The organism is Cellulosimicrobium cellulans (genome assembly GCF_007679345.1).
GTDB classification, from domain to species: Bacteria; Actinomycetota; Actinomycetes; order Actinomycetales; family Cellulomonadaceae; genus Cellulomonas; species Cellulomonas cellulans_A.
Window position 1 is genome coordinate 1 of record NZ_VEGH01000013.1, and the last position, 17,682, is coordinate 17,682.

General features: G+C 76.1%; 15 protein-coding genes and 1 pseudogene. 8 read left to right on the forward strand and 8 right to left on the reverse strand.

The annotated features are described in order from the left end of the window. Window positions 1-635: pseudogene (locus tag FS882_RS15950) on the reverse strand (hypothetical protein); the annotation flags it as partial. 470 nt (window positions 636-1,105) lie between these two features. Between FS882_RS15950 and FS882_RS15955 the strand changes: the two are divergent. The 6 genes from FS882_RS15955 (at window position 1,106) to FS882_RS21650 (ending at window position 11,232) form a co-directional block, all read left to right on the forward strand. Continuing rightward, window positions 1,106-2,590, forward strand: a complete 1,485-nt coding sequence (locus FS882_RS15955) for a cytochrome ubiquinol oxidase subunit I (protein ID WP_158374456.1) — start codon at window positions 1,106-1,108, stop codon at window positions 2,588-2,590. 12 nt (window positions 2,591-2,602) lie between these two features. Further along, window positions 2,603-3,685: a cytochrome d ubiquinol oxidase subunit II gene (gene cydB / locus FS882_RS15960; RefSeq protein WP_158374458.1), complete on the forward strand. Its 1,083-nt coding sequence runs from the start codon at window positions 2,603-2,605 to the stop codon at window positions 3,683-3,685. Window positions 3,686-3,700: 15 nt separating this feature from the next. Further along, entirely contained in the window at window positions 3,701-5,548 is a 1,848-nt protein-coding gene (gene cydD, locus FS882_RS15965) for a thiol reductant ABC exporter subunit CydD (protein ID WP_158374460.1), read from the forward strand. Then, window positions 5,545-7,506: a thiol reductant ABC exporter subunit CydC gene (gene cydC / locus FS882_RS15970; protein ID WP_158374462.1), complete on the forward strand. Its 1,962-nt coding sequence runs from the start codon at window positions 5,545-5,547 to the stop codon at window positions 7,504-7,506. The genes cydD and cydC overlap by 4 nt, the downstream gene beginning before the upstream one ends. Next, entirely contained in the window at window positions 7,491-9,419 is a 1,929-nt protein-coding gene (locus FS882_RS15975) for a GAF domain-containing protein (RefSeq protein WP_158374464.1), read from the forward strand. Before cydC ends, FS882_RS15975 begins: the two co-directional genes overlap by 16 nt. Window positions 9,420-9,528: 109 nt before the next feature. After that, a complete protein-coding gene (locus tag FS882_RS21650) occupies window positions 9,529-11,232 on the forward strand; it encodes an HNH endonuclease signature motif containing protein (RefSeq protein WP_158374466.1) in 1,704 nt (567 codons plus the stop codon). 145 nt (window positions 11,233-11,377) lie between these two features. Here FS882_RS21650 and FS882_RS15985 read toward each other — a convergent pair whose 3' ends face one another. Continuing rightward, complete coding sequence (locus FS882_RS15985) at window positions 11,378-12,007, reverse strand: response regulator (protein ID WP_158374664.1); 630 nt, start codon at window positions 12,005-12,007, stop codon at window positions 11,378-11,380. A 187-nt stretch (window positions 12,008-12,194) separates the two neighbouring features. On the opposite strand from FS882_RS15985, the gene FS882_RS15990 reads away from it, so the two are divergent. Beyond that, window positions 12,195-13,142, forward strand: coding sequence for a phosphoglycerate dehydrogenase (locus FS882_RS15990; RefSeq protein ID WP_158374468.1), 948 nt, complete (start codon window positions 12,195-12,197; stop codon window positions 13,140-13,142). 54 nt (window positions 13,143-13,196) lie between these two features. Next, on the forward strand, window positions 13,197-13,955 hold the full coding sequence (locus FS882_RS15995) for a hypothetical protein (RefSeq protein WP_158374470.1): 759 nt from the start codon (window positions 13,197-13,199) through the stop codon (window positions 13,953-13,955). Window positions 13,956-13,977: 22 nt separating this feature from the next. Here FS882_RS15995 and mutM read toward each other — a convergent pair whose 3' ends face one another. The 6 genes from mutM to coaD all read right to left on the reverse strand — a co-directional run bounded on the left by mutM (window position 13,978) and on the right by coaD (window position 17,665). Continuing rightward, the gene (gene mutM / locus FS882_RS16000; protein ID WP_158374472.1) at window positions 13,978-14,901 is read right to left on the reverse strand and encodes a bifunctional DNA-formamidopyrimidine glycosylase/DNA-(apurinic or apyrimidinic site) lyase; all 924 of its coding nucleotides are present in this window, start codon (window positions 14,899-14,901) and stop codon (window positions 13,978-13,980) included. A gap of 7 nt (window positions 14,902-14,908) precedes the next feature. Next, on the reverse strand, window positions 14,909-15,703 hold the full coding sequence (rnc, locus tag FS882_RS16005; RefSeq protein WP_158374474.1) for a ribonuclease III: 795 nt from the start codon (window positions 15,701-15,703) through the stop codon (window positions 14,909-14,911). 60 nt (window positions 15,704-15,763) lie between these two features. Next, window positions 15,764-15,958, reverse strand: coding sequence for a 50S ribosomal protein L32 (gene rpmF, locus FS882_RS16010; protein WP_122150323.1), 195 nt, complete (start codon window positions 15,956-15,958; stop codon window positions 15,764-15,766). Between the two features lie 2 nt (window positions 15,959-15,960). After that, window positions 15,961-16,539 carry a YceD family protein gene (locus FS882_RS16015; RefSeq protein ID WP_158374476.1) on the reverse strand — a complete coding sequence of 193 codons (579 nt, stop codon included), beginning with the start codon at window positions 16,537-16,539 and terminating at the stop codon, window positions 15,961-15,963. Between the two features lie 125 nt (window positions 16,540-16,664). Further along, window positions 16,665-17,165 carry a hypothetical protein gene (locus FS882_RS16020; RefSeq protein ID WP_158374478.1) on the reverse strand — a complete coding sequence of 167 codons (501 nt, stop codon included), beginning with the start codon at window positions 17,163-17,165 and terminating at the stop codon, window positions 16,665-16,667. After that, complete coding sequence (coaD, locus tag FS882_RS16025; protein ID WP_158374480.1) at window positions 17,162-17,665, reverse strand: pantetheine-phosphate adenylyltransferase; 504 nt, start codon at window positions 17,663-17,665, stop codon at window positions 17,162-17,164. Before coaD ends, FS882_RS16020 begins: the two co-directional genes overlap by 4 nt. Window positions 17,666-17,682 lie beyond the last annotated feature (17 nt).

Sequence of the window (17,682 nt, forward strand, 5' to 3'; positions counted from 1 at the left end):
GACCGGCGCGCCGGCGCGGCGGCAGCGGCCGGCGCGGCGGCAGCGGCCTCGACGGCCGGCGCGGGCGCGGCGACGGCCTCGGCGGCGGCCGGTGCGGCCTCGACGGCCGGGGTCGCGGGGACGGGCTCGGCGTCCACGACCGGCGCGGTCTCGGCGGCCGCCGGCTCCGCGGGCGCGGCCACGGTGCGGGTCGCCCGGCGGCGCTTCGGGGCGGCGGGCGCCTCCACGGCGCTCACGGGCGCGGCGGCGTCGGCGGTCGCGGCGGCGGCGTCCGCACCGGGCGTCCCGGCGGCGGTCGCGTCACCGGCGGCGGCGTCGTCCTGCCCGGTGGCGGCCTCGGCGGCGGCCGCCTCGGCCGCCTTCTGCGCCGCGGTCTTGCGCGGTGCCCGGCGCCGGACCGGCTTGGCGGGCGCCTCGTCGGCCGCGGCGGCGTCGGCCGTCCCGGCGTCCGCGGGCGCGGCCCCGTCGGCGACGCTGAAGTCCAGGGTCTCGGCCGCGGGGTCCGCGGCCTTGGCGGCCCGCGTGGCACGGGTCCGGGTGGTGCGCTTGCGGGGCGCGGCGGCGGCCTCGACGGGCGCCTCACCGCCCGTCTGCGCTGCGGTGGTGGTGCTGTCCGAGGTGTTGTCGAGCGTCACGCGCGGTGCTCCTGCACGCCCGGGTACGCCGGCCACACGCTCGGCGCCCGTCGGGCTGTCGGTTCGTCGCTCGCGGATCCGCGGCGACGGAAGTCGTCGGTGTCGGCCGCTGCACGGGCGATCGGCGCCATCGCCTGCCTGGCGGCACGATCCCCTGGGTCGGGGTCGGCCGGCCGGCGGCGCCTGGCTAGCGCGATGCGCTGGTGCGGCGAGCACGGTGGCGCCCGGGGTGTGTGGATCCCGGGAGACCGGAGCCAGTATCGCACAGAGGTCGCGCGGACGTGCGGTAGGTCACGCTCGTGAACCGAGTCACAACGAGACGACATCACGTCAGATCGCGGGACCTTTGTCCTACGCTTGTGAACCGAGGCGCAATACCGTCGACGAACGGTCCTGACCTGGGCCGTTCGACCCCCCGAGTCAGCCGCGCCCCCATCACCACTCGCCTCAGCACCTGGACGGACATCCTCGTGGAAGCCCTCGACCTGGCACGCTGGCAGTTCGGTGTCACCACCGTCTACCACTTCATCTTCGTCCCGCTGACGATCGGCCTCACCCCGCTCGTCGCGATCATGCAGACCATCTGGTACCGCACCGGCAACGAGACCTGGCTCCGCCTCACCAAGTTCTTCGGCAAGCTCATGCTGATCAACTTCGCGATCGGCGTGGCCACCGGCATCGTGCAGGAGTTCCAGTTCGGCATGAACTGGTCCGAGTACTCCCGGTTCGTCGGCGACGTCTTCGGCGCCCCGCTGGCCATGGAGGCCCTCGCCGCCTTCTTCGTGGAGTCGACGTTCCTCGGCCTGTGGATCTTCGGCTGGGACAAGCTCCCGAAGAAGATCCACCTCGCCACGATCTGGGCCGTCGCCATCGCGACCAACCTCTCCGCCTACTTCATCCTCGCCGCGAACTCGTGGATGCAGCACCCGGTCGGCACGACGTTCAACACCGAGACCGGCCGCGCGGAGATGACCGACATCGTCGCGGTGCTCACCAACAGCACGCTGCTGGCGGCGTTCCCCCACACCGTCACGGCCGCGTTCCTCACCGCCGGCACCTTCGTCGCGGGCATCGCCGCCTGGTGGATGGTCCGGCTCGTGCGCAACGGCGACAGCGAGAAGGCCCGCACGGTCTACCGCCCGGCCGTCCTGCTCGGCGTGTTCACCATGCTCGTCTCGGGCGTCGGCCTCGGCATCACCGGTCACGCGCAGGGCCAGCTCATGTTCGAGCAGCAGCCCACCAAGATGGCCGCCGCGGAGGCGCTCTGCGAGACCGAGGACGGCGCGGCCTTCTCGATCCTCGCGATCGGCGACCTCACCAACAACTGCGACGGCGTCGCGCACCTCATCAGCATCCCGGGCCTGACCTCGTTCCTCGCGAACAACGACTTCACGTCGCGCATCGAGGGCGTCAACGACCTGCAGGAGCGCTACGAGGAGCAGTACGGCGAGGGCGTCAACTACATCCCCGACCTCACCGTCACCTACTGGGCGTTCCGCCTGATGATCGGCCTGGCGATCGGCTCGGTGGCGCTCGCGCTCGCCGCGCTGTGGTTCACCCGCAAGGGCCGGGTCTCGGACAGCAAGTGGCTCGCCCGCATCGCGATCTGGGCCATCCCGACCCCGTTCCTCGCGTCGTCGTTCGGCTGGATCTTCACGGAGATGGGCCGTCAGCCGTGGGTCGTGTACCCGAACCCGACCGGCGTGGACGGCGTCTGGCTGCTCACCGAGCGCGGCGTGTCCGAGGTCGTGAGCCCGACCACCGTCGTCATCTCGATGGTCGCCTTCACGCTCGTCTACGGCGTCCTGGCCGTGTTCTGGTTCCGCCTCATGAAGCGGTACGCCGTCGAGGGCGTCGCGGACACCGAGAGGGACTACAGCCCGGACAACCCCGACAACCAGCCCGACCCCGGCGACCCCGACGCGGCCGAGCGCCCGCTGTCGTTCGCGTACTGAGAGGAGGCGGTCATGGATCTCCCCGTCATCTGGTTCCTGCTGATCGCGGTCCTCTGGACCGGCTACCTCGTGCTCGAGGGCTTCGACTTCGGCGTCGGCATGCTGCTGCCGTTCCTCGGCCGCAAGGACAAGGACCGCCGGGTCATGATCAACACCATCGGACCCGTCTGGGACGGCAACGAGGTGTGGCTGCTCACCGCCGGCGGCGCGACCTTCGCGGCGTTCCCCGAGTGGTACGCCACGCTCTTCTCCGGCTTCTACCTCCCGCTGCTGCTCATCCTGGTGGGCCTGATCCTGCGGATCGTGTCGTTCGAGTGGCGCGGCAAGATCAACACCGACCAGTGGCGACGGTGGGCGGACCGCGGCATCATGCTCGGCTCCTACCTCCCCGCGTTCCTCTGGGGCTGCGCGTTCGCCAACCTGGTGCGCGGCGTCGAGCTCGACGCGAACCACCAGTACGTCGGCGGGTTCTGGGCGCTGCTCACCCCGTTCTGCCTCCTCGGCGGCGCGGTGACGATGCTGCTGTTCCTCACCCACGGCGCCGTCTTCCTGGCGCTCAAGACGTCCGGCGAGATGCGCGAGCGGGCCGGCGCGCTGGCCGCGAGGCTGGCCCCGATCACCCTCGGCGTCACGGCGGCGTGGGCGATCTGGGCGCAGGTGGCCTACTCGGTGGCCTGGACCTGGGCCGTCGTGGCCGTCGCGGCGGCCGCCCTGGTCGCCGTGGTCGTGACGACCCGGGCGCGTCGCGAGGGCTGGGCGTTCGTCTGGTCCGCCGTCGTCATCGTCGCGGCCGTCGTGCTGATCTTCGGCTCGATGTACCCGGACGTCATGCCGGCGTTCGACCCGGCGAACTCGCTGACCATCTGGAACGCGTCGTCGACGGACTACACGCTGACGATCATGACCTGGGTGGCCGTGATCCTGACGCCCGTGGTCCTGCTCTACCAGGGCTGGACCTACTGGGTGTTCCGCAAGCGCATCTCCGCCGAGCACATCCCGGAGCACACCGGCCTGACGTTCGCCGCGGTGACGGCGAAGACCGGCGCGTCCACCGGGCACGGCGGGACCTCCCCCGACGGCTCGACCCGGGCCTGAGGGACGATCGACCGCGTGAAGCCGCTCGACCCGCGCCTGCTCCGGTACGCCCGCGCCGCCCGGGGGTACCTGGCCCTGACGGTCGCCCTGGGCATCGTCACGGCCGGCCTGGTCATCGCCCAGGCCGTCCTGCTGGCGCAGGTGCTCGCCGCCGCCGCCCACGACGGGGCCACGCTGCCCGACCTGCTCCCGCGGGTCGGGTGGCTGGCCGTCGTCGTGGCGGCGCGCGCGCTCGCCGTGGGGGTCCAGGAGCGCTACGCGCACCGGGCGGCGACCCGCGCGGTCGCCGAGCTCCGGGAGCAGGTCGTGGCCCGCGCCGCCGCGCTCGGCCCGCGCTGGCTGGCCGAGGGCGAGGGCGCGCGGGTGGTCACGCTCGCGACGCGAGGGCTGGACGCCCTCGAGCCCTACTTCGTGAAGTACCTGCCGCAGCTCGTGCTGTCGGCCACCGTCACCCCCGCCGTCCTGGTCGTGATCCTCGGCCTCGACTGGGTGTCGGCCGCGATCGCCGCCGGCACCATCCCGCTGGTGCCGATCTTCATGGTCCTCATCGGGCAGCTGACCCAGGGACGCTCCGAGCGCAGCCTGCGCGTCATGCAGCGGCTCGGCTCGCAGGTGCTGGACCTGGTCGCCGGTCTGACCACCCTGCGCGCGTTCGGGCGCGAGCGCGGCCCCGCCAAGCGGGTGCAGGCGCTGGGCGACGCCCACCGCCGGGCCACGATGGGCACCCTGCGGATCGCCTTCCTGTCGGGCATGGTCCTGGAGCTGCTCACCACCCTCGCCGTCGCCCTGGTGGCTGTCGGCATCGGGCTGCGCCTGGTGTACGGCCACCTCGACCTCACCACCGGGCTGGCCGTGCTCGTGCTCGCCCCCGAGGTGTACTTCCCGCTGCGTCAGGTCGGCGCCCAGTTCCACGCGTCCACCGACGGGGTGGCCGCCGCCGACCAGGTCTTCCGGGTGCTGGAGACGCCGGTCCCCGCCGCGGGCACCGCCCCCGCCCCCGACCTGCGCCGCGCGACCGTGCGGCTGCGCGGGGTCACCGTGCGGGCGCCGGGCCGGGACCTGCTCGCGCCCGCCGGCCTGGACCTCGACCTGGCCCCCGGGCGCACCGTCGCCGTCACCGGGCCGAGCGGCGCCGGCAAGTCCACGACCGTCGACGTGCTGCTCGGCCTGCTGCGCCCCGACTCCGGGTCCGTCGAGCTGGTCGACGCCGTCGGCCGCGCCACCGCGCTCGCCGACGTCGACCCCGACACCTACTGGCGGCAGGTCGCCTGGCTGCCGCAGCGGCCCGTCCTCGACCCCGCCTCGGTCGGCCGGCTGGTCGCCGGCGCCGAGGACGCCGAGCTCGACCCCGCCGCCCGGGCGCGCCGCGACGAGGCCGCCGCGCTGACCGGGCTCGACGAGGTCGTCGCGGGGCTCCCCGACGGCTGGGACAGCGACCTCGGCCGCGGCGGCGCCGGGCTCAGCGTGGGCCAGCGGCAGCGCGTCGCGCTCACCCGGGCCCTGCTGTCCGACGCGCCGCTGGTCGTCCTCGACGAGCCCACCGCGCACCTCGACGCCGCCGGCGAGCGCGTCGTGCTCGCGACCGTGCGGGCGCTGAAGGACGCCGGACGGACCGTGCTGCTGGTGGCGCACCGGCCCTCGCTCGTCGCGCTGGCCGACGACGTGGTGGCGGTGCGGTCCGCGCCGCTGCCCGCCGGCGACGGGCCGGACGCCGGCCCCGGGGCCTCCCCCGCCGCCCGCGCCGCCGTCGCCCGCCTCGGCGCCGCGGAGTCCGCCCTCGTCGGCACGGCCGGCGTCTCCGGCACGGCCGCCGGCACCCCCGTCGATCCGACCGCCCCGATCCCCGCGGAGGGCGACCGATGAGCACCGCGACCACCGAGCCGCAGCCCGCGGAGGCCCGCCCGGTCGCCGCAGGCACCGCTCCAGGCCGCGGCACCCTGGCCCGGCGCCTCGCCGCCGACCCGCTGTGGCGCGCGGTCCGGCTGCTCGACGTCGCCCCGCGCCGCGCCGTCCTCGCGGTGGTGCTGGGCGTGCTCGCGCTGGGCTCCGCGGTGGCCCTGGCCGCCGTGTCCGCGTGGCTGATCACCCGAGCCGCGCAGATGCCGCCCGTGCTCGAGCTCTCCGTCGCGACCGTCGCCGTCCGCGCGTTCGGCATCGGCCGCGGGCTGTTCCGCTACCTGGAGCGGCTGGTCTCGCACGACATCGCGCTGCGGGGCATGGCGCGGCTCCGCACGACCCTGTACGAGCGGCTGGCCGCCGGACGGCCGGGCGCGACGCTCGGCCTGCGGCGTGGCGACCTCCTCGCCCGGGTGGGCGCGGACGTGGACGCGGTCGGCGACGTGGTCGTGCGCGGCCTGCTGCCCGCCGCCGTCGCCGCCGCGCTCGGGCTGGGCACGTCGATCGCGATGGGGCTGTTCCTGCCCGCGGCCGGGTTGGCGCTCGCCGCGTGCCTGGTGCTCGCGGGCGTGGTCGCCCCGTGGCTCGCCCAGCGGGCCGCCCGGACCACGGAGCAGCGCGCCGCGGCCGCCCGCGCCGAGATGGCCGCCACGTCCCTCGGGCTGCTGGAGGACGCCGGCCCGCTCGCGGTCCAGGGCCGCACCGGCGCCGAGCTCGCCCGGCTGCGGGCCGCCGACGCGGACCTCGCCCGGGCCACCGACCGCGGCGCCGGGCCCGCCGCCCTCGCCGCAGGGCTGGGCAACCTCGCGGTCGGCCTCGCCGTGCTCGTCGCGCTGCTCGTCGGCGTCCCGGCGCTGGCGGCGGGCCGGATCGCCGAGGTCGACCTCGCGGTGATCGTGCTGACCCCGCTGGCCGCCTTCGAGGCGACCAGCGTGCTGCCCGCCGCCGCGATCCAGCTGCACCGATCGCGCGCCGCGGCTGCCCGGCTGATGGCGGTGCTCGACGACGCGGCGACCCCCGACGAGGTCGGCCCCTCGCCCGTCCCCGCCACCGCTGCCGGCCCCCGCACCCCCGCCGCGCCCACCACCCCCGCCGCGCCCACCTCCCCCGGCGGGTCCGCGTGCCCCCGCCTCACCGCGCGGGGCCTCGCCGTCGGCTGGCCCGGCCGCGCGCCCGTGGTGACCGGTCTCGACCTCGACCTGTCCCCCGGCCGCAGCGTCGCCGTCGTCGGCCCCTCGGGCGTCGGCAAGACCACCCTGCTGCTGACCCTCGCCGGCTTCCTCCCCCCGCGCGGCGGCGAGCTGCTGCTCGACGGCATCCCGCTCACCGACGTCGACCCGACCGTCCGGCTGGCGCGCCTGGCGCTCACCACGGAGGACGCGCACGTCTTCGAGACCACCCTGCTCGAGAACCTGCGGGTCGCCCGCGGCGACGCGACCGCGGAGGACGCCCGCGCCGCGCTCGTCCGCGCCGGGCTCGGCGACTGGCTCGCCGGCCTGCCCGACGGCGTGGACACCGCACTGGGGCCGGACGCCCGGAGCGTGTCCGGCGGCGAGCGTCGCCGCCTGCTGCTGGCCCGCTCGCTGCTCGCGACGGCGCCGCTGCTGCTGGTCGACGAGCCGGCCGAGCACCTCGACCCGGAGACGGCCGACCGCCTCGTCGGGGACCTCCTGGCCGCCCCCCGGACCGCCGGGGCCGCACCCGCGGCCGGCGACGGACCGGGCGACCGCGCCCGCGGCGTCCTCGTCGTGACCCACCGCCTCGCGCCCCTGGCCGCGGCCGACGAGGTCGTGGTCCTCCGGGACGGCCGGGTCGCGGCACGCGGGTCGCACGCGCACCTGCTGGCCACCGACGCCCAGTACGGTGAGTCGCACGCCAGCGAGCAGGACGAGGGTGGGACGACGAGCACATGGCCGACGAGCTGACCGGACGCCACGACGCGGCGCCCCACGACGCCGCACCGCGGGACGCCGCACCCCACGGCGCCGCACCCCACGACGCCCCACCGCAGGATCCCGCACGCCGGCAGCCGGGCCCCCGCCCGCAGGACGCCGCGGCCGCCGAGCAGCGCGCCGCCGCGCTCGGCGTCGCCGCCCCCACGTACGGCCCGGGTCCCACCACGACGATCCACGTCCGGGAGCCCGGCGGTCGCTCGCACCTGGAGCTCGGCACGGCGTCCGAGACCGGCGACGAGCTCGCCGACCTGCTCGACGCCGTCCTCTCCGTCGCCTCCGGCCTCGACCTGCCCGGCGTGCTCGAGCGGTTCGTCCGGGTCTCCGTGGAGCTGACCGGCGCGCGGTACGGCGCGATCAACGTGCTCGACTCCCGCGGCGAGTCGACCACCTTCGTCCAGACCGGCGTGCCCGCGGCCGCGGCCGCGATGATGGGCCACCCGCCGCACGCCCAGGGCGTCCTCGGGCACATCCCCGCGCACGGCGTCCTCAAGCTCGAGGACCTGACCGAGCACCCCGCGTTCCGGGGCTGGCCCGCGGAGCACCCGGCGATGGGCTCGTTCCTCGGCGCCGCCGTGCGCGTGCGGGAGCAGGTCTTCGGCTACCTGTACCTGTCCGAGAAGGACGGGGGGTTCACCGACAAGGACGCCACCGCCGTCATCGCCCTCGCGGCGACCGCGGGCGTCGCGGTCGCGAACGCCCAGCTGTTCGCCGAGGGCGCCCGCCGCGAGCACTGGCTGCGCGCGGGCCAGGACATCACCACGATGCTGCTGTCCGGCGCGGACGAGGAGGACGCCCTCGCCCACATCGCCGCGACCGCCCGGGACGTCGCCGACGCCGACACCGCGGCCCTCGCCCTGCCCGGCGTGGGCGGCGAGCTCCTCATCGAGCTGGCCGACGGGCACAACGCCGACGCCCTGGTCGGCGCCCAGCTCACCCCCGGCGGCCCGACGTGGTCGGTCATGGAGGACGGCCAGGGCCTGGTCATCGACTCGCTCGCGCGGTCGAGCCGGATCACCGTGCCGGCGATGCGTGCGTTCGGCTCCGCGCTGTTCGCCCCGCTGCAGACCTCGGGCCGCGGCGTGGGCGTGCTCATCCTGCTGCGCAAGGTCGGCACCCTGGCGTTCGACCAGGGCGACCTCGTCACCGCCGAGTCGTTCGCGTCCCAGGCCGCGCTGGCGTTCGTCCTGGCGGAGGCCCGGCACGCCCAGGACCAGGCGGCTCTGCTGGACGAGCGGGAGCGGATCGCGCGCGACCTGCACGACCTGGCCATCCAGCAGCTGTTCGCGACCGGCATGCAGCTCGAGACCGTCCGCCGCCGGTCCTCGCGCGGCGTCGACCCGTCCGAGCTGACGAGCATCGTCGAGGAGGCGCTGGACAACGTCGACGCCTCGGTGCGGCAGATCCGGCAGATCGTCTACGCCCTGCGCGACCCGGACGCCGCGACCGGCATCGTCGAGCGGCTGCGCCGGGAGGCCTCCCTGGCCCGCACCGGCCTCGGCTTCGCGCCCTCGCTCATCGTGACGTTGGACGGCGAGTCGGTGCCCGACGGCGACTACATCGTCGCCGACCTGATCGACGAGCGGATCGGCCCGGACCGCACCGACGACGTCGTCGCGGTCGTGCGGGAGGGCCTGGCGAACGCCGCGCGGCACGCGCACGCGTCCTCCGTGGCGGTGCGGGTGACCGTCCGGGGCGCGGGCCCGCTCGGGACCGTGCACGTCGAGGTCGAGGACGACGGGGTCGGCCTGCCCGCCACCCGCGACCGCCGGTCCGGCACGGGCAACCTGGCCGCCCGCGCCCGGCAGCACGGCGGGACCTTCTCGCTCGGGGTCGCCCCGGGCGGGCGCGGCACGCTGCTGTCCTGGGAGGTCCCGCTCGGCTGAGCCGCCTGGGAACTGCCCGGGGTATCCACAGGGGCCGTCGTCGTGCTCCGTCCCCAGGGCGGGGGTCGGTAGCCGGGGTCGTGTCGGTGGCCGTCGGTAGTGTCGTTCCATGGCAGCTGACCTGCAGGAACACCCGGATGGCGACGTGGTCGCAGCCGTGGTGCTGCCGGTCTACGGGCCCGACGGGACGTGCCTGACGGACCTCGGTCCGGACCCCGTGGTGGCAGCCGGCGGGGCGCCCCGGACGGGCGAGCAGCGGCAGGTCGAGGCGATCCGGTCCTGCCCGCCCGGACCGGTCCTGGACGCGTGGCTGCGGGACCTGGACCTGGACGTGCTGCCCTCGGCGGTCCTGGTCGAGGTGGTCGCGGCGCGGGCGCGCCTGGAGTCCCACCAGCACGCCGCGATGCTCGACGCCATCGCCGTCCTCGCCTCCCGTCAGGAGATGCGCCCCGACTGGTCCCCGCTCGCCGGTGCACCGCCCACGCAGGCGTGCGTCGCCGGCGACGAGCTCGCGATGCGGCTGGGCTGGCCCCGGGTCACCGCGACCAGGACCGTGCACCGGGCGCTGGTCCTGGACGGGCTGCTCGGCGCCACCCGGCAGGCGCTGGAGACCGGGCACGTCGACGCCGCCAAGGCCCAGGTGCTGACCGCGGAGCTGGCCGACCTGCCGTTCCAGGTCGCGCACGCCGTGGAGGACGCGGTGCTGCCCGACGCCGACCGGTGCTCGGTCGCCCAGCTCCGGCAGCGCGTGGCGCGGGAGATCCGGCTGGTCGACCCCGAGGGCGCCGCCGGTCGCCACGACCGCGCCCGGCGGACCAGGAAGGTCTCCCACCCCCGACCCCAGCCCGACGGGATGGCCTCGATGTGGCTGGTGCTGGACGCCGCCGACGCGATCCGGGTCGACGGGGTGCTGACCCACGCCGCGAAGACCGCCAAGGCCCTGGGTGACGGCCGGACGCTGGACCAGCTGCGCGCCGACGGGCTGCGGGACCTGGTCGTCGGGGACGTGCCGGCGTCCGACGGGCCGGCGTTCGAGGTCCACCTGACCCCCGGACCACCGCAACCGCCGCAGCCGAAGCGGTCGTGGAACGGGGCCACGTCCACCGACCGCGACGGTCTGGTCCTCACCCGCCCGGTCGAGCCGATCCCGATCGCCACCCTCACCCCGCTCGGCGAGGCCGTCGCAGAGCCCGCGCGCGCCCAGGACCAACCCACGCCCGCACCCACGCCCCTGCCCGCCCGGCGTGCCTGCACCCGCTGCTCCGGCCGCCCGGGCGCCGAGGTCCGCATCACCATCCCCGCCTCGACCCTCCTGGGCCTGGACGACCAGCCCGCCCACCTCGACGGCCACGGACCCCTCGACGCCCTCGCCGCCCGCGCCCTCGCCGCCGACGGCGTCTGGCAACGGGTCGTCACCGACCCCCTCACCGACCGCGTCCTGGACGTGGGCCGCACACGCTACCGACCACCCGCCGCCCTCGACGAGCTCGTCCGCACCCGCGACGGCACCTGCGCCGCACCCGGGTGCACCGTCCCCGCCTGCGGCTGCGACCTCGACCACACCGTCGAGTTCCACCCCCAGCCGGGCGCCGACCCCGACGCGCCCCTGGGTCGCACCGACGCCGACAACCTCGGACCCCTGTGCCACCGGCACCACCGCCTCAAGACCGACGGCGGCTTCCGGCTGCGCCAGATCGCACCCGGGCTGTTCGAGTGGATCACCCCCACCGGCCACCGGTACCTCACCCGGCCCGGCACCGGGCAGTGCCACGACGCCACGGCAGACCCCGACGACGAGCCGCCCCCGTTCTGACGCAGGGACGTCCCAGGGGCGAGGGCACGTCCGGGGGCGCGCCCTGCCGGTCGCGGCCACGCCGTCACTCGCGGCCACGCCGCGAGTCGCCGCACCCGGGGCGGGTCACGCTCGATCTGAAGTCCCGGAAAGGCCCCCGCCGGCCTCAGGACTGATGGGTCTCCGCGCGCCAGCCGGAGTGCCGCCGGGCGGCCACCCACGCGGCCACCTGGGTGCGGCGCTGCAGGCCCATCTTGGCGAGCAGCGACGTGATGTGGTTCTTCACGGTCTTCTCGGCGACGCCGAGCCGCTCGGCGATCTCCCGGTTGGACAGGCCGTCCCCGATGAGGTCGAGGACCTTGAGCTCGCTCGGGGTGAGGTTCTCGGTCGGGTCCTCGTGGCCCGCGCGACGGCGGGTGACCGTGCGCTCGTCCAGCAGGGTGCGGCCCGCGGCGACCGCCCGCACGACGTCGGTGATCTCCGCGCCGCGGACGCTCTTGAGCAGGTAGGCGGCGGCGCCCGCCTCGAGGGCCGCGGCCAGCGCGTCGTCGTCGTCGAACGACGTGAGGACGATGGCCCGGGCGGTGGGCAGCGTCGCCCGCACCTGGGTCATGAGGTCGATCCCGGTCCCGTCCGGCAGCTGCAGGTCGACGAGCAGGACGTCGGGGTGCACGAGGCCGGCACGACGCACGCCGTCGGCGACGGACCCGGCCTCGGCGACGACCTTCATGCCGTCGGCGCGCTCGACGACCTCGGCGATGCCCCGCCGCACGACCTCGTGGTCGTCGACGATCATCACCGAGATCTCCCCGGAGCGGGCCGGCTGGACTGCGCTGTTCGTGGCGGACACGCGGTCATCGTATCCAGCCCGGCGTCCCGGCCGGGCACCGGCGCACCGGGGCCCGCGACTTCGCCCCCGCGACACCGCCAGGCCCGGGCGCGTCACATGGCGCGGGGGCGGAGGGTGCGCCACGCTCGCGTCCATGACGACGGTGCTGCTCCCCTCCTCGATCGCCCTGTCCCCCGCGGTGCCCGGCGGTGTCCGCACCGCGACGTACGACGTCGAGCAGCCGGTCCCCGAGGAGCTGGTGGACGCCGACGCCCTGGTCGCGTGGGGCAACCCGACCTCCCAGCTCGCCGACGCCGCCCGCCGGATGGGCCGGCTGCGCTGGGTGCAGACGCTGGCCGCCGGGCCGGACGCGGTGCTGGCCGCGGGCTTCGCCCCGCACGTGCAGATCACCTCGGGCCGGGGCCTGCACGACGGGCCGGTCGCCGAGCACACCCTCGCGCTCGTCCTGGCGGCGGCGCGGCGGCTGCCGGAGCTCGTGCGGGCGCAGGACCAGCACCGGTGGGCGGCCGAGCTCGGCGGGATGCAGCAGCTGCCGCACGAGGGCGGGGAGTTCCGCTCGCTGTCCGGCGCCCGGGTGCTGATCTGGGGGTTCGGCTCGATCGCGGCCCGGCTCGCGCCGCTGCTCACCGTGCTGGGCGCGCAGGTGGTCGGCGTCGCCTCCCGGTCGGGCGAGCGCGCCGGCTACCCGGTCATCACCCCCGACGAGGTGCCGCGCGCGCTGCCCGGGACCGACGTCCTCATCGGCATCCTGCCCGCGACCGCCGCGACCCGGCGCGCGCTGGACGCCGCCGTGTTCGCCCGGCTGCCGCGCCACGCGTGGGTGGTCAACGTCGGGCGCGGGTCGACCCTGGACGAGGAGGCGCTGCTCGCTGCGGTGCAGGGTGGGCGGATCGCCGGCGCCGCGCTCGACGTGTTCCAGACCGAGCCGCTGCCGCCGACCTCCCCGTTGTGGGACGAGCCGCGCATCCTGATCACCCCGCACGCGGCGGGCGGCCGGCCGGTGGGGGCGGACACGCTCCTGACCGACAACATCGGCGCGTTCGAGCGCGGCGAGCCGATGCGGAACCTCGTGCGCCGCTGAGCGCGGAACCGTCCAGTTGGTACAGTGGACTGCTCCCCGAGAGAGGAGCACCCGATGACCTCCCCCGCGCCCACCCTGCTCGACCGCGTCGACCTCCTGCCGGTCGCGCCCGGCGGGTCCGGCGTGCCTGGCAGGTCGGACCCGCGCGAGACCGTCGCCGCGCTGGCCGTCGACGGCTGCCTGCTGGGGTTCCTCGCCGAGGTGCACCCGCCGGACGACGGCTGGTGGGGCCGCGCGCTGTCGGCCGTCGCCGCGTACGCCGGGCTGCCGGCGCCGCACCAGTGCGCGTCGAACCTGGACCTCGACCTCGAGGCCGAGCCGTTCCGCGACCCGTCCCCGCTGACCGACGCCGTGCTGCGGCTGGTCCGGGAGGGCGGCACCGAGGCCCTGACGCTGGACCGGGTGGCCGAGGAGAGCGGCCGCGACCCGGACTGGATCCTCAGCATGCACGGCTCCGTGCAGGAGCTCGTCGACGCGCTGGTCGGGCGGATCGCCGAGCAGGCGTTCGAGGACCTGCTGCCCGCGCACGACGAGCCCGAGCTGCCCGAGCTGCTGGCGGCCTGCGCGAGCTCGGAGCGGGTGGTGGCGATGGTGCGGTTCCTCGCGCTGACCGGCGTCGAGGTGGCGCCCGGGGCGGTCGAGGCGACCCGGGAGACGTCCCCGGTGACGCGCGGCGAGGACCTGACCGACCGCGCCCTGGTGGCCGCGCTGGCGCTCGACGGCTGGGCGCTCGGCTCCGCGGCGCGGCGCTACCCGTGGCCGGAGGCCGTCACCGCCGACGTCGCGGCGGAGCTGCGGGCGCTGGCGGCCTGAGCGCGGGCGCTCGGGCGGGTCGTCAGCCGGCGGGTGCCGGCTGGCACACCGGGCAGAAGTGGGACGACCGGTTCATGAACGGTTCCCGTACCACCGGCGTGCCGCACCGCGGGCACGGCTCGCCCGCCTGCCCGTAGACGGCCAGCGACCGGTCGAAGTAGCCCGAGGCGCCGTTCACGTTGACGTAGAGCGCGTCGAAGCTCGTCCCGCCCTGCGCCAGGGCGTCGGTCATCACCCCCGCCACACCGTCCAGCACCCGCAGCGCGGTCGCCTGGTCCAGGTCCGCCGTCGGCGTCGCGGGGTGCGCCCGCGCGCGCCACAGGCCCTCGTCCGCGTAGATGTTGCCGACCCCGGAGACCACCGTCTGGTCCAGCACGGCGCGCTTGACCTGCGTCCGGCGGCGGCGGATCGCCCGGGCCACGGCCTCGCGGTCGACGGCCGGGTCGAGCAGGTCCCGGCCGATGTGCGCCACGGGAGCGGGCACCAGGGGCAGGTCCGAGCCGGCACCGCCCGGGCGCGCGTCCGGCGTCGGCAGCAGGTCGACCACCGACAGGTGCCCGAACGTCCGCTGGTCCACGAAGTCGAGCGCCCCGCCGTCGTCGAGCAGCAGCCGGACCCGCAGGTGGGTGTGCGCGCCGCCCTGCTCGACGTCGGCGGGCGTGCCCCGGACCAGCAGCTGGCCGCTCATGCCGAGGTGCGCGAGCAGCGCGTCGTCCGGCGTGGCGCCCGCCGCGCCCGGGTGGTCGAGCGGGAGCCACAGGAACTTGCCGCGTCGCGCGGCGGCGGTGAGGGTGCGGCCGGCCAGGCGGCCCGCGAGGTCGTCGGGGCCGGCGAGGTGGCGGCGGACGCTGTAGGGGCGGCGGACCTCGACCGCGCGGACGGTGCGGCCGACGACGTGGCGCTGGAGACCGTCCCGGACGGTCTCGACCTCGGGCAGCTCGGGCACGCCGGCGTCAGTCCGCGGCGGGCGCGGCCAGCGCGTCGGCCGCGGAGGCCGGCTCGCCGTCGACGGTGGCCCCGTCGGGGGCGGCGGACTCGGCGGCGGGTGCGGCCTCGTCGGACCCCGCCCTCGCGCTCAGCGCGGTGTAGGCGAGCTCGGCCGCCCGCTGCTCCGCGAGCTTCTTGGCGGTGCCGGTCCCGGTGCCGTAGACGCCGCCGGCGACGACGGCCTCGGCCGTGAACACCCGGGCGTGGTCGGGGCCGGCGCTGGCCACCTGGTAGGTCGGGGCGCCCATGCCGAGCGTCGCGGTGAGCTCCTGCAGGCTCGTCTTCCAGTCGAGCCCCGCGCCCAGGTCGGCCGCCTGGGCCAGCCGGGGGCCGACCAGGCGCATGACGATCTCGCGGGAGACCTCGAGCCCGTGCGACAGGTAGACGGCGCCGAACAGCGCCTCGAGGGTGTCGGACAGGATCGAGTCCTTGTCCCGCCCGCCCGTGGCGAGCTCCCCCTTGCCGAGCAGCACGTAGGACCCGAGGTCCAGCGCGCGGGCCACCTCGGCCAGCGCGCGCTGCGACACCGTCGCCGCGCGCATCTTCGCGAGCTCGCCCTCGGACTGCCCGGGGTGCCGGCGGTACAGGTCCTCGGTGACGACCAGCCCGAGCACGGTGTCCCCGAGGAACTCCAGGCGCTCGTTGGTCGGGATGCCGCCCGCCTCGTGGGCGAACGACCGGTGCGTGAGCGCCAGCACCAGCAGCTCGGGGTCCAGGTGGACCCCGAGCTGCTGGGCGAGCTGTGCTGCGGTGGTGCTCATCGTGCGGCGGCCCGCGCCCTCCGGTGCGTCACCGGGGCGCCGGGCCTGCGGCGCGTCGGCTCAGCCGGCGTGCTCGGTCCGCATCGCCTCGGCGTAGCGCCGACCGGCGTAGGCGCCGCACGTCGGGCACGCCTGGTGCGGGCGCATGTTCGACTGGCACTGCGGGCAGGTGCTGAGCGTCGTGGCAGTGGTCTTCCACTGCGACCGACGCGCACGGGTGTTGCTGCGCGACATCTTGCGCTTCGGAACAGCCACGGCTAGCTCTCTCTCTTCTCGTCAAGCGTGCTCTGCAGGCCACCGAGGGCGGCCCACCGAGGATCAAGGGTCTCATGGGAATGCTGCGGGTCGTCCGCGAGGTGCGCCCCGCAGATGGAGCACAGCCCGGGGCAGTCGTCCCGGCACAACGGCTGGAACGGTAGCGCAGTCACGACCGCGTCCCGAACCAGGGGCTCCACGTCGACCAGGTCGCCGTCGAGCTCGGGGAGGTCCTCCTCGTCGTCACCGCTGTCCTTCGCGGCCTCCGCACGACCGGGGTAGACGAACAGCTCCTGGACGCGGACGTCGAGATCCTCGACCACCTCGTCCAGGCAGCGCACGCACTCCCCGAGCGCCCGGGCCCGCACGGAGCCGGAGACGAACACCCCCTCCATGACGGCCTCGAGCTGGAGGTCCAGCTCGACGTCGTCGCCGACGGGGACGCCGATCACGTCGGTGCCGAGATCCTCCGGAGCGGGCACCGTGACGCGGGTACGCCGCATCGATCCCGGACGTCGGCCGAGCTCGTGGGTGTCGAGCACGAACGGCGAGCGGGGATCGAGGTGGTTGGCGCGCTCCACTGTCCCTGTTCCTGTCGTGAGGGGTCTCGGCCCCTGCGATGACCGGCGGGACCAACGGTCGATCCTACGGCACGTGCCCCGGTCCGCCCAATCGCCCCGCGCGCGGCCTGGGTCACACCGGCCGGTCAGCCCTCGCCGTCCTCCAGCCGGTCCGCGAGCTTCGCGCGGCCGGCCTGCACCTGGGTGAGCACCTTGCCCAGGTCGATCTCGAAGTCCGCGAGCCGGCGGTCGCAGTAGTCGTCCGCGTCCCGGCGCAGCCCGCGCGCCGTCTCCTCCGCCTCGCGGACGATCGCGGCGGCCCGCTCGGCGGCCTGCGCGACCACCGACTCCTGCTCGACGAGCTCCGCAGCCCGGCGGCGCGCGGCCGCCTCGATCCGCTCCGCGTCCGCGCGGGCGGCGGCGCGCTCGGCGTCCGCGGCGGCCAGCACCTCGTCGGCGCGCCCGATCTGCGTCGGCAGCGCGGCGCGGGCCTGCTCGACCAGGTCCAGCAGCTCCGCGCGGCTGACGAGCACGGAGGCGGACATCGGCACGGCGCGCGCGGCCTGCACGGCCTGCTCCAGCGCGTCCAGGACGGCCGTCAGGCCCTCGGGACGGCCCTGGGGCCCGGTGGTGGTCGGCTCGGTCATGCGGGGCTCCCGTCGGCCGTCGTGGGGGTGCTGAGCGCCGCGCGGACGGCCGCGGCCACCGCCGGCGTCACCAGGTCGTCGATCGGGCCGCCGTGCCGGGCGACGTCCTTCACCAGCGACGAGGCCACGTGCGACAGGGACGGGTCGCCGACGACGAACGCCGTCTCCACGCCCGACAGGTGCCGGTTCATCAGCGCCATCGGCAGCTCGGCGTCGAAGTCCGCGCCGCCGCGCAGGCCCTTGACCACCAGGTCGGCGCCGAGCGCGCGCAACTCGTCCGCCAGCAGCCCGGCGGAGGAGGCGACGCGCACCCCCGGGACGTCGGCCACCGCGTCCGCGATCAGCGCCACGCGGGCGTCGACGTCGAGCAGCGGCCGCTTGGCGGCGTTGTGCGCGACGAGCACGACGACCTCGTCGGCGAGGCGCCGCGCGCGGCGCACCACGTCCAGGTGGCCGAGCGTGAAGGGGTCGAAGGAGCCGGGGCAGACCGCGAGAACCACGCAGCCGAATCTACGCC

Excerpts from the sequence above, each read along its gene's own strand:
- rnc (WP_158374474.1), bottom strand. The coding sequence starts at position 15,703 with ATGAGCACCACCGCAGCACAGCTCGCCCAGCAGCTCGGGGTCCACCTG.
- FS882_RS16020 (WP_158374478.1), bottom strand. The coding sequence starts at position 17,165 with ATGACCGAGCCGACCACCACCGGGCCCCAGGGCCGTCCCGAGGGCCTG.
- FS882_RS15990 (WP_158374468.1), top strand. The coding sequence starts at position 12,195 with ATGACGACGGTGCTGCTCCCCTCCTCGATCGCCCTGTCCCCCGCGGTG.
- cydB (WP_158374458.1), top strand. The coding sequence starts at position 2,603 with ATGGATCTCCCCGTCATCTGGTTCCTGCTGATCGCGGTCCTCTGGACC.
- cydC (WP_158374462.1), top strand. The coding sequence starts at position 5,545 with ATGAGCACCGCGACCACCGAGCCGCAGCCCGCGGAGGCCCGCCCGGTC.
- FS882_RS15975 (WP_158374464.1), top strand. The coding sequence starts at position 7,491 with ATGGCCGACGAGCTGACCGGACGCCACGACGCGGCGCCCCACGACGCC.
- FS882_RS15995 (WP_158374470.1), top strand. The coding sequence starts at position 13,197 with ATGACCTCCCCCGCGCCCACCCTGCTCGACCGCGTCGACCTCCTGCCG.
- FS882_RS15985 (WP_158374664.1), bottom strand. The coding sequence starts at position 12,007 with ATGATCGTCGACGACCACGAGGTCGTGCGGCGGGGCATCGCCGAGGTC.
- FS882_RS21650 (WP_158374466.1), top strand. The coding sequence starts at position 9,529 with ATGGCAGCTGACCTGCAGGAACACCCGGATGGCGACGTGGTCGCAGCC.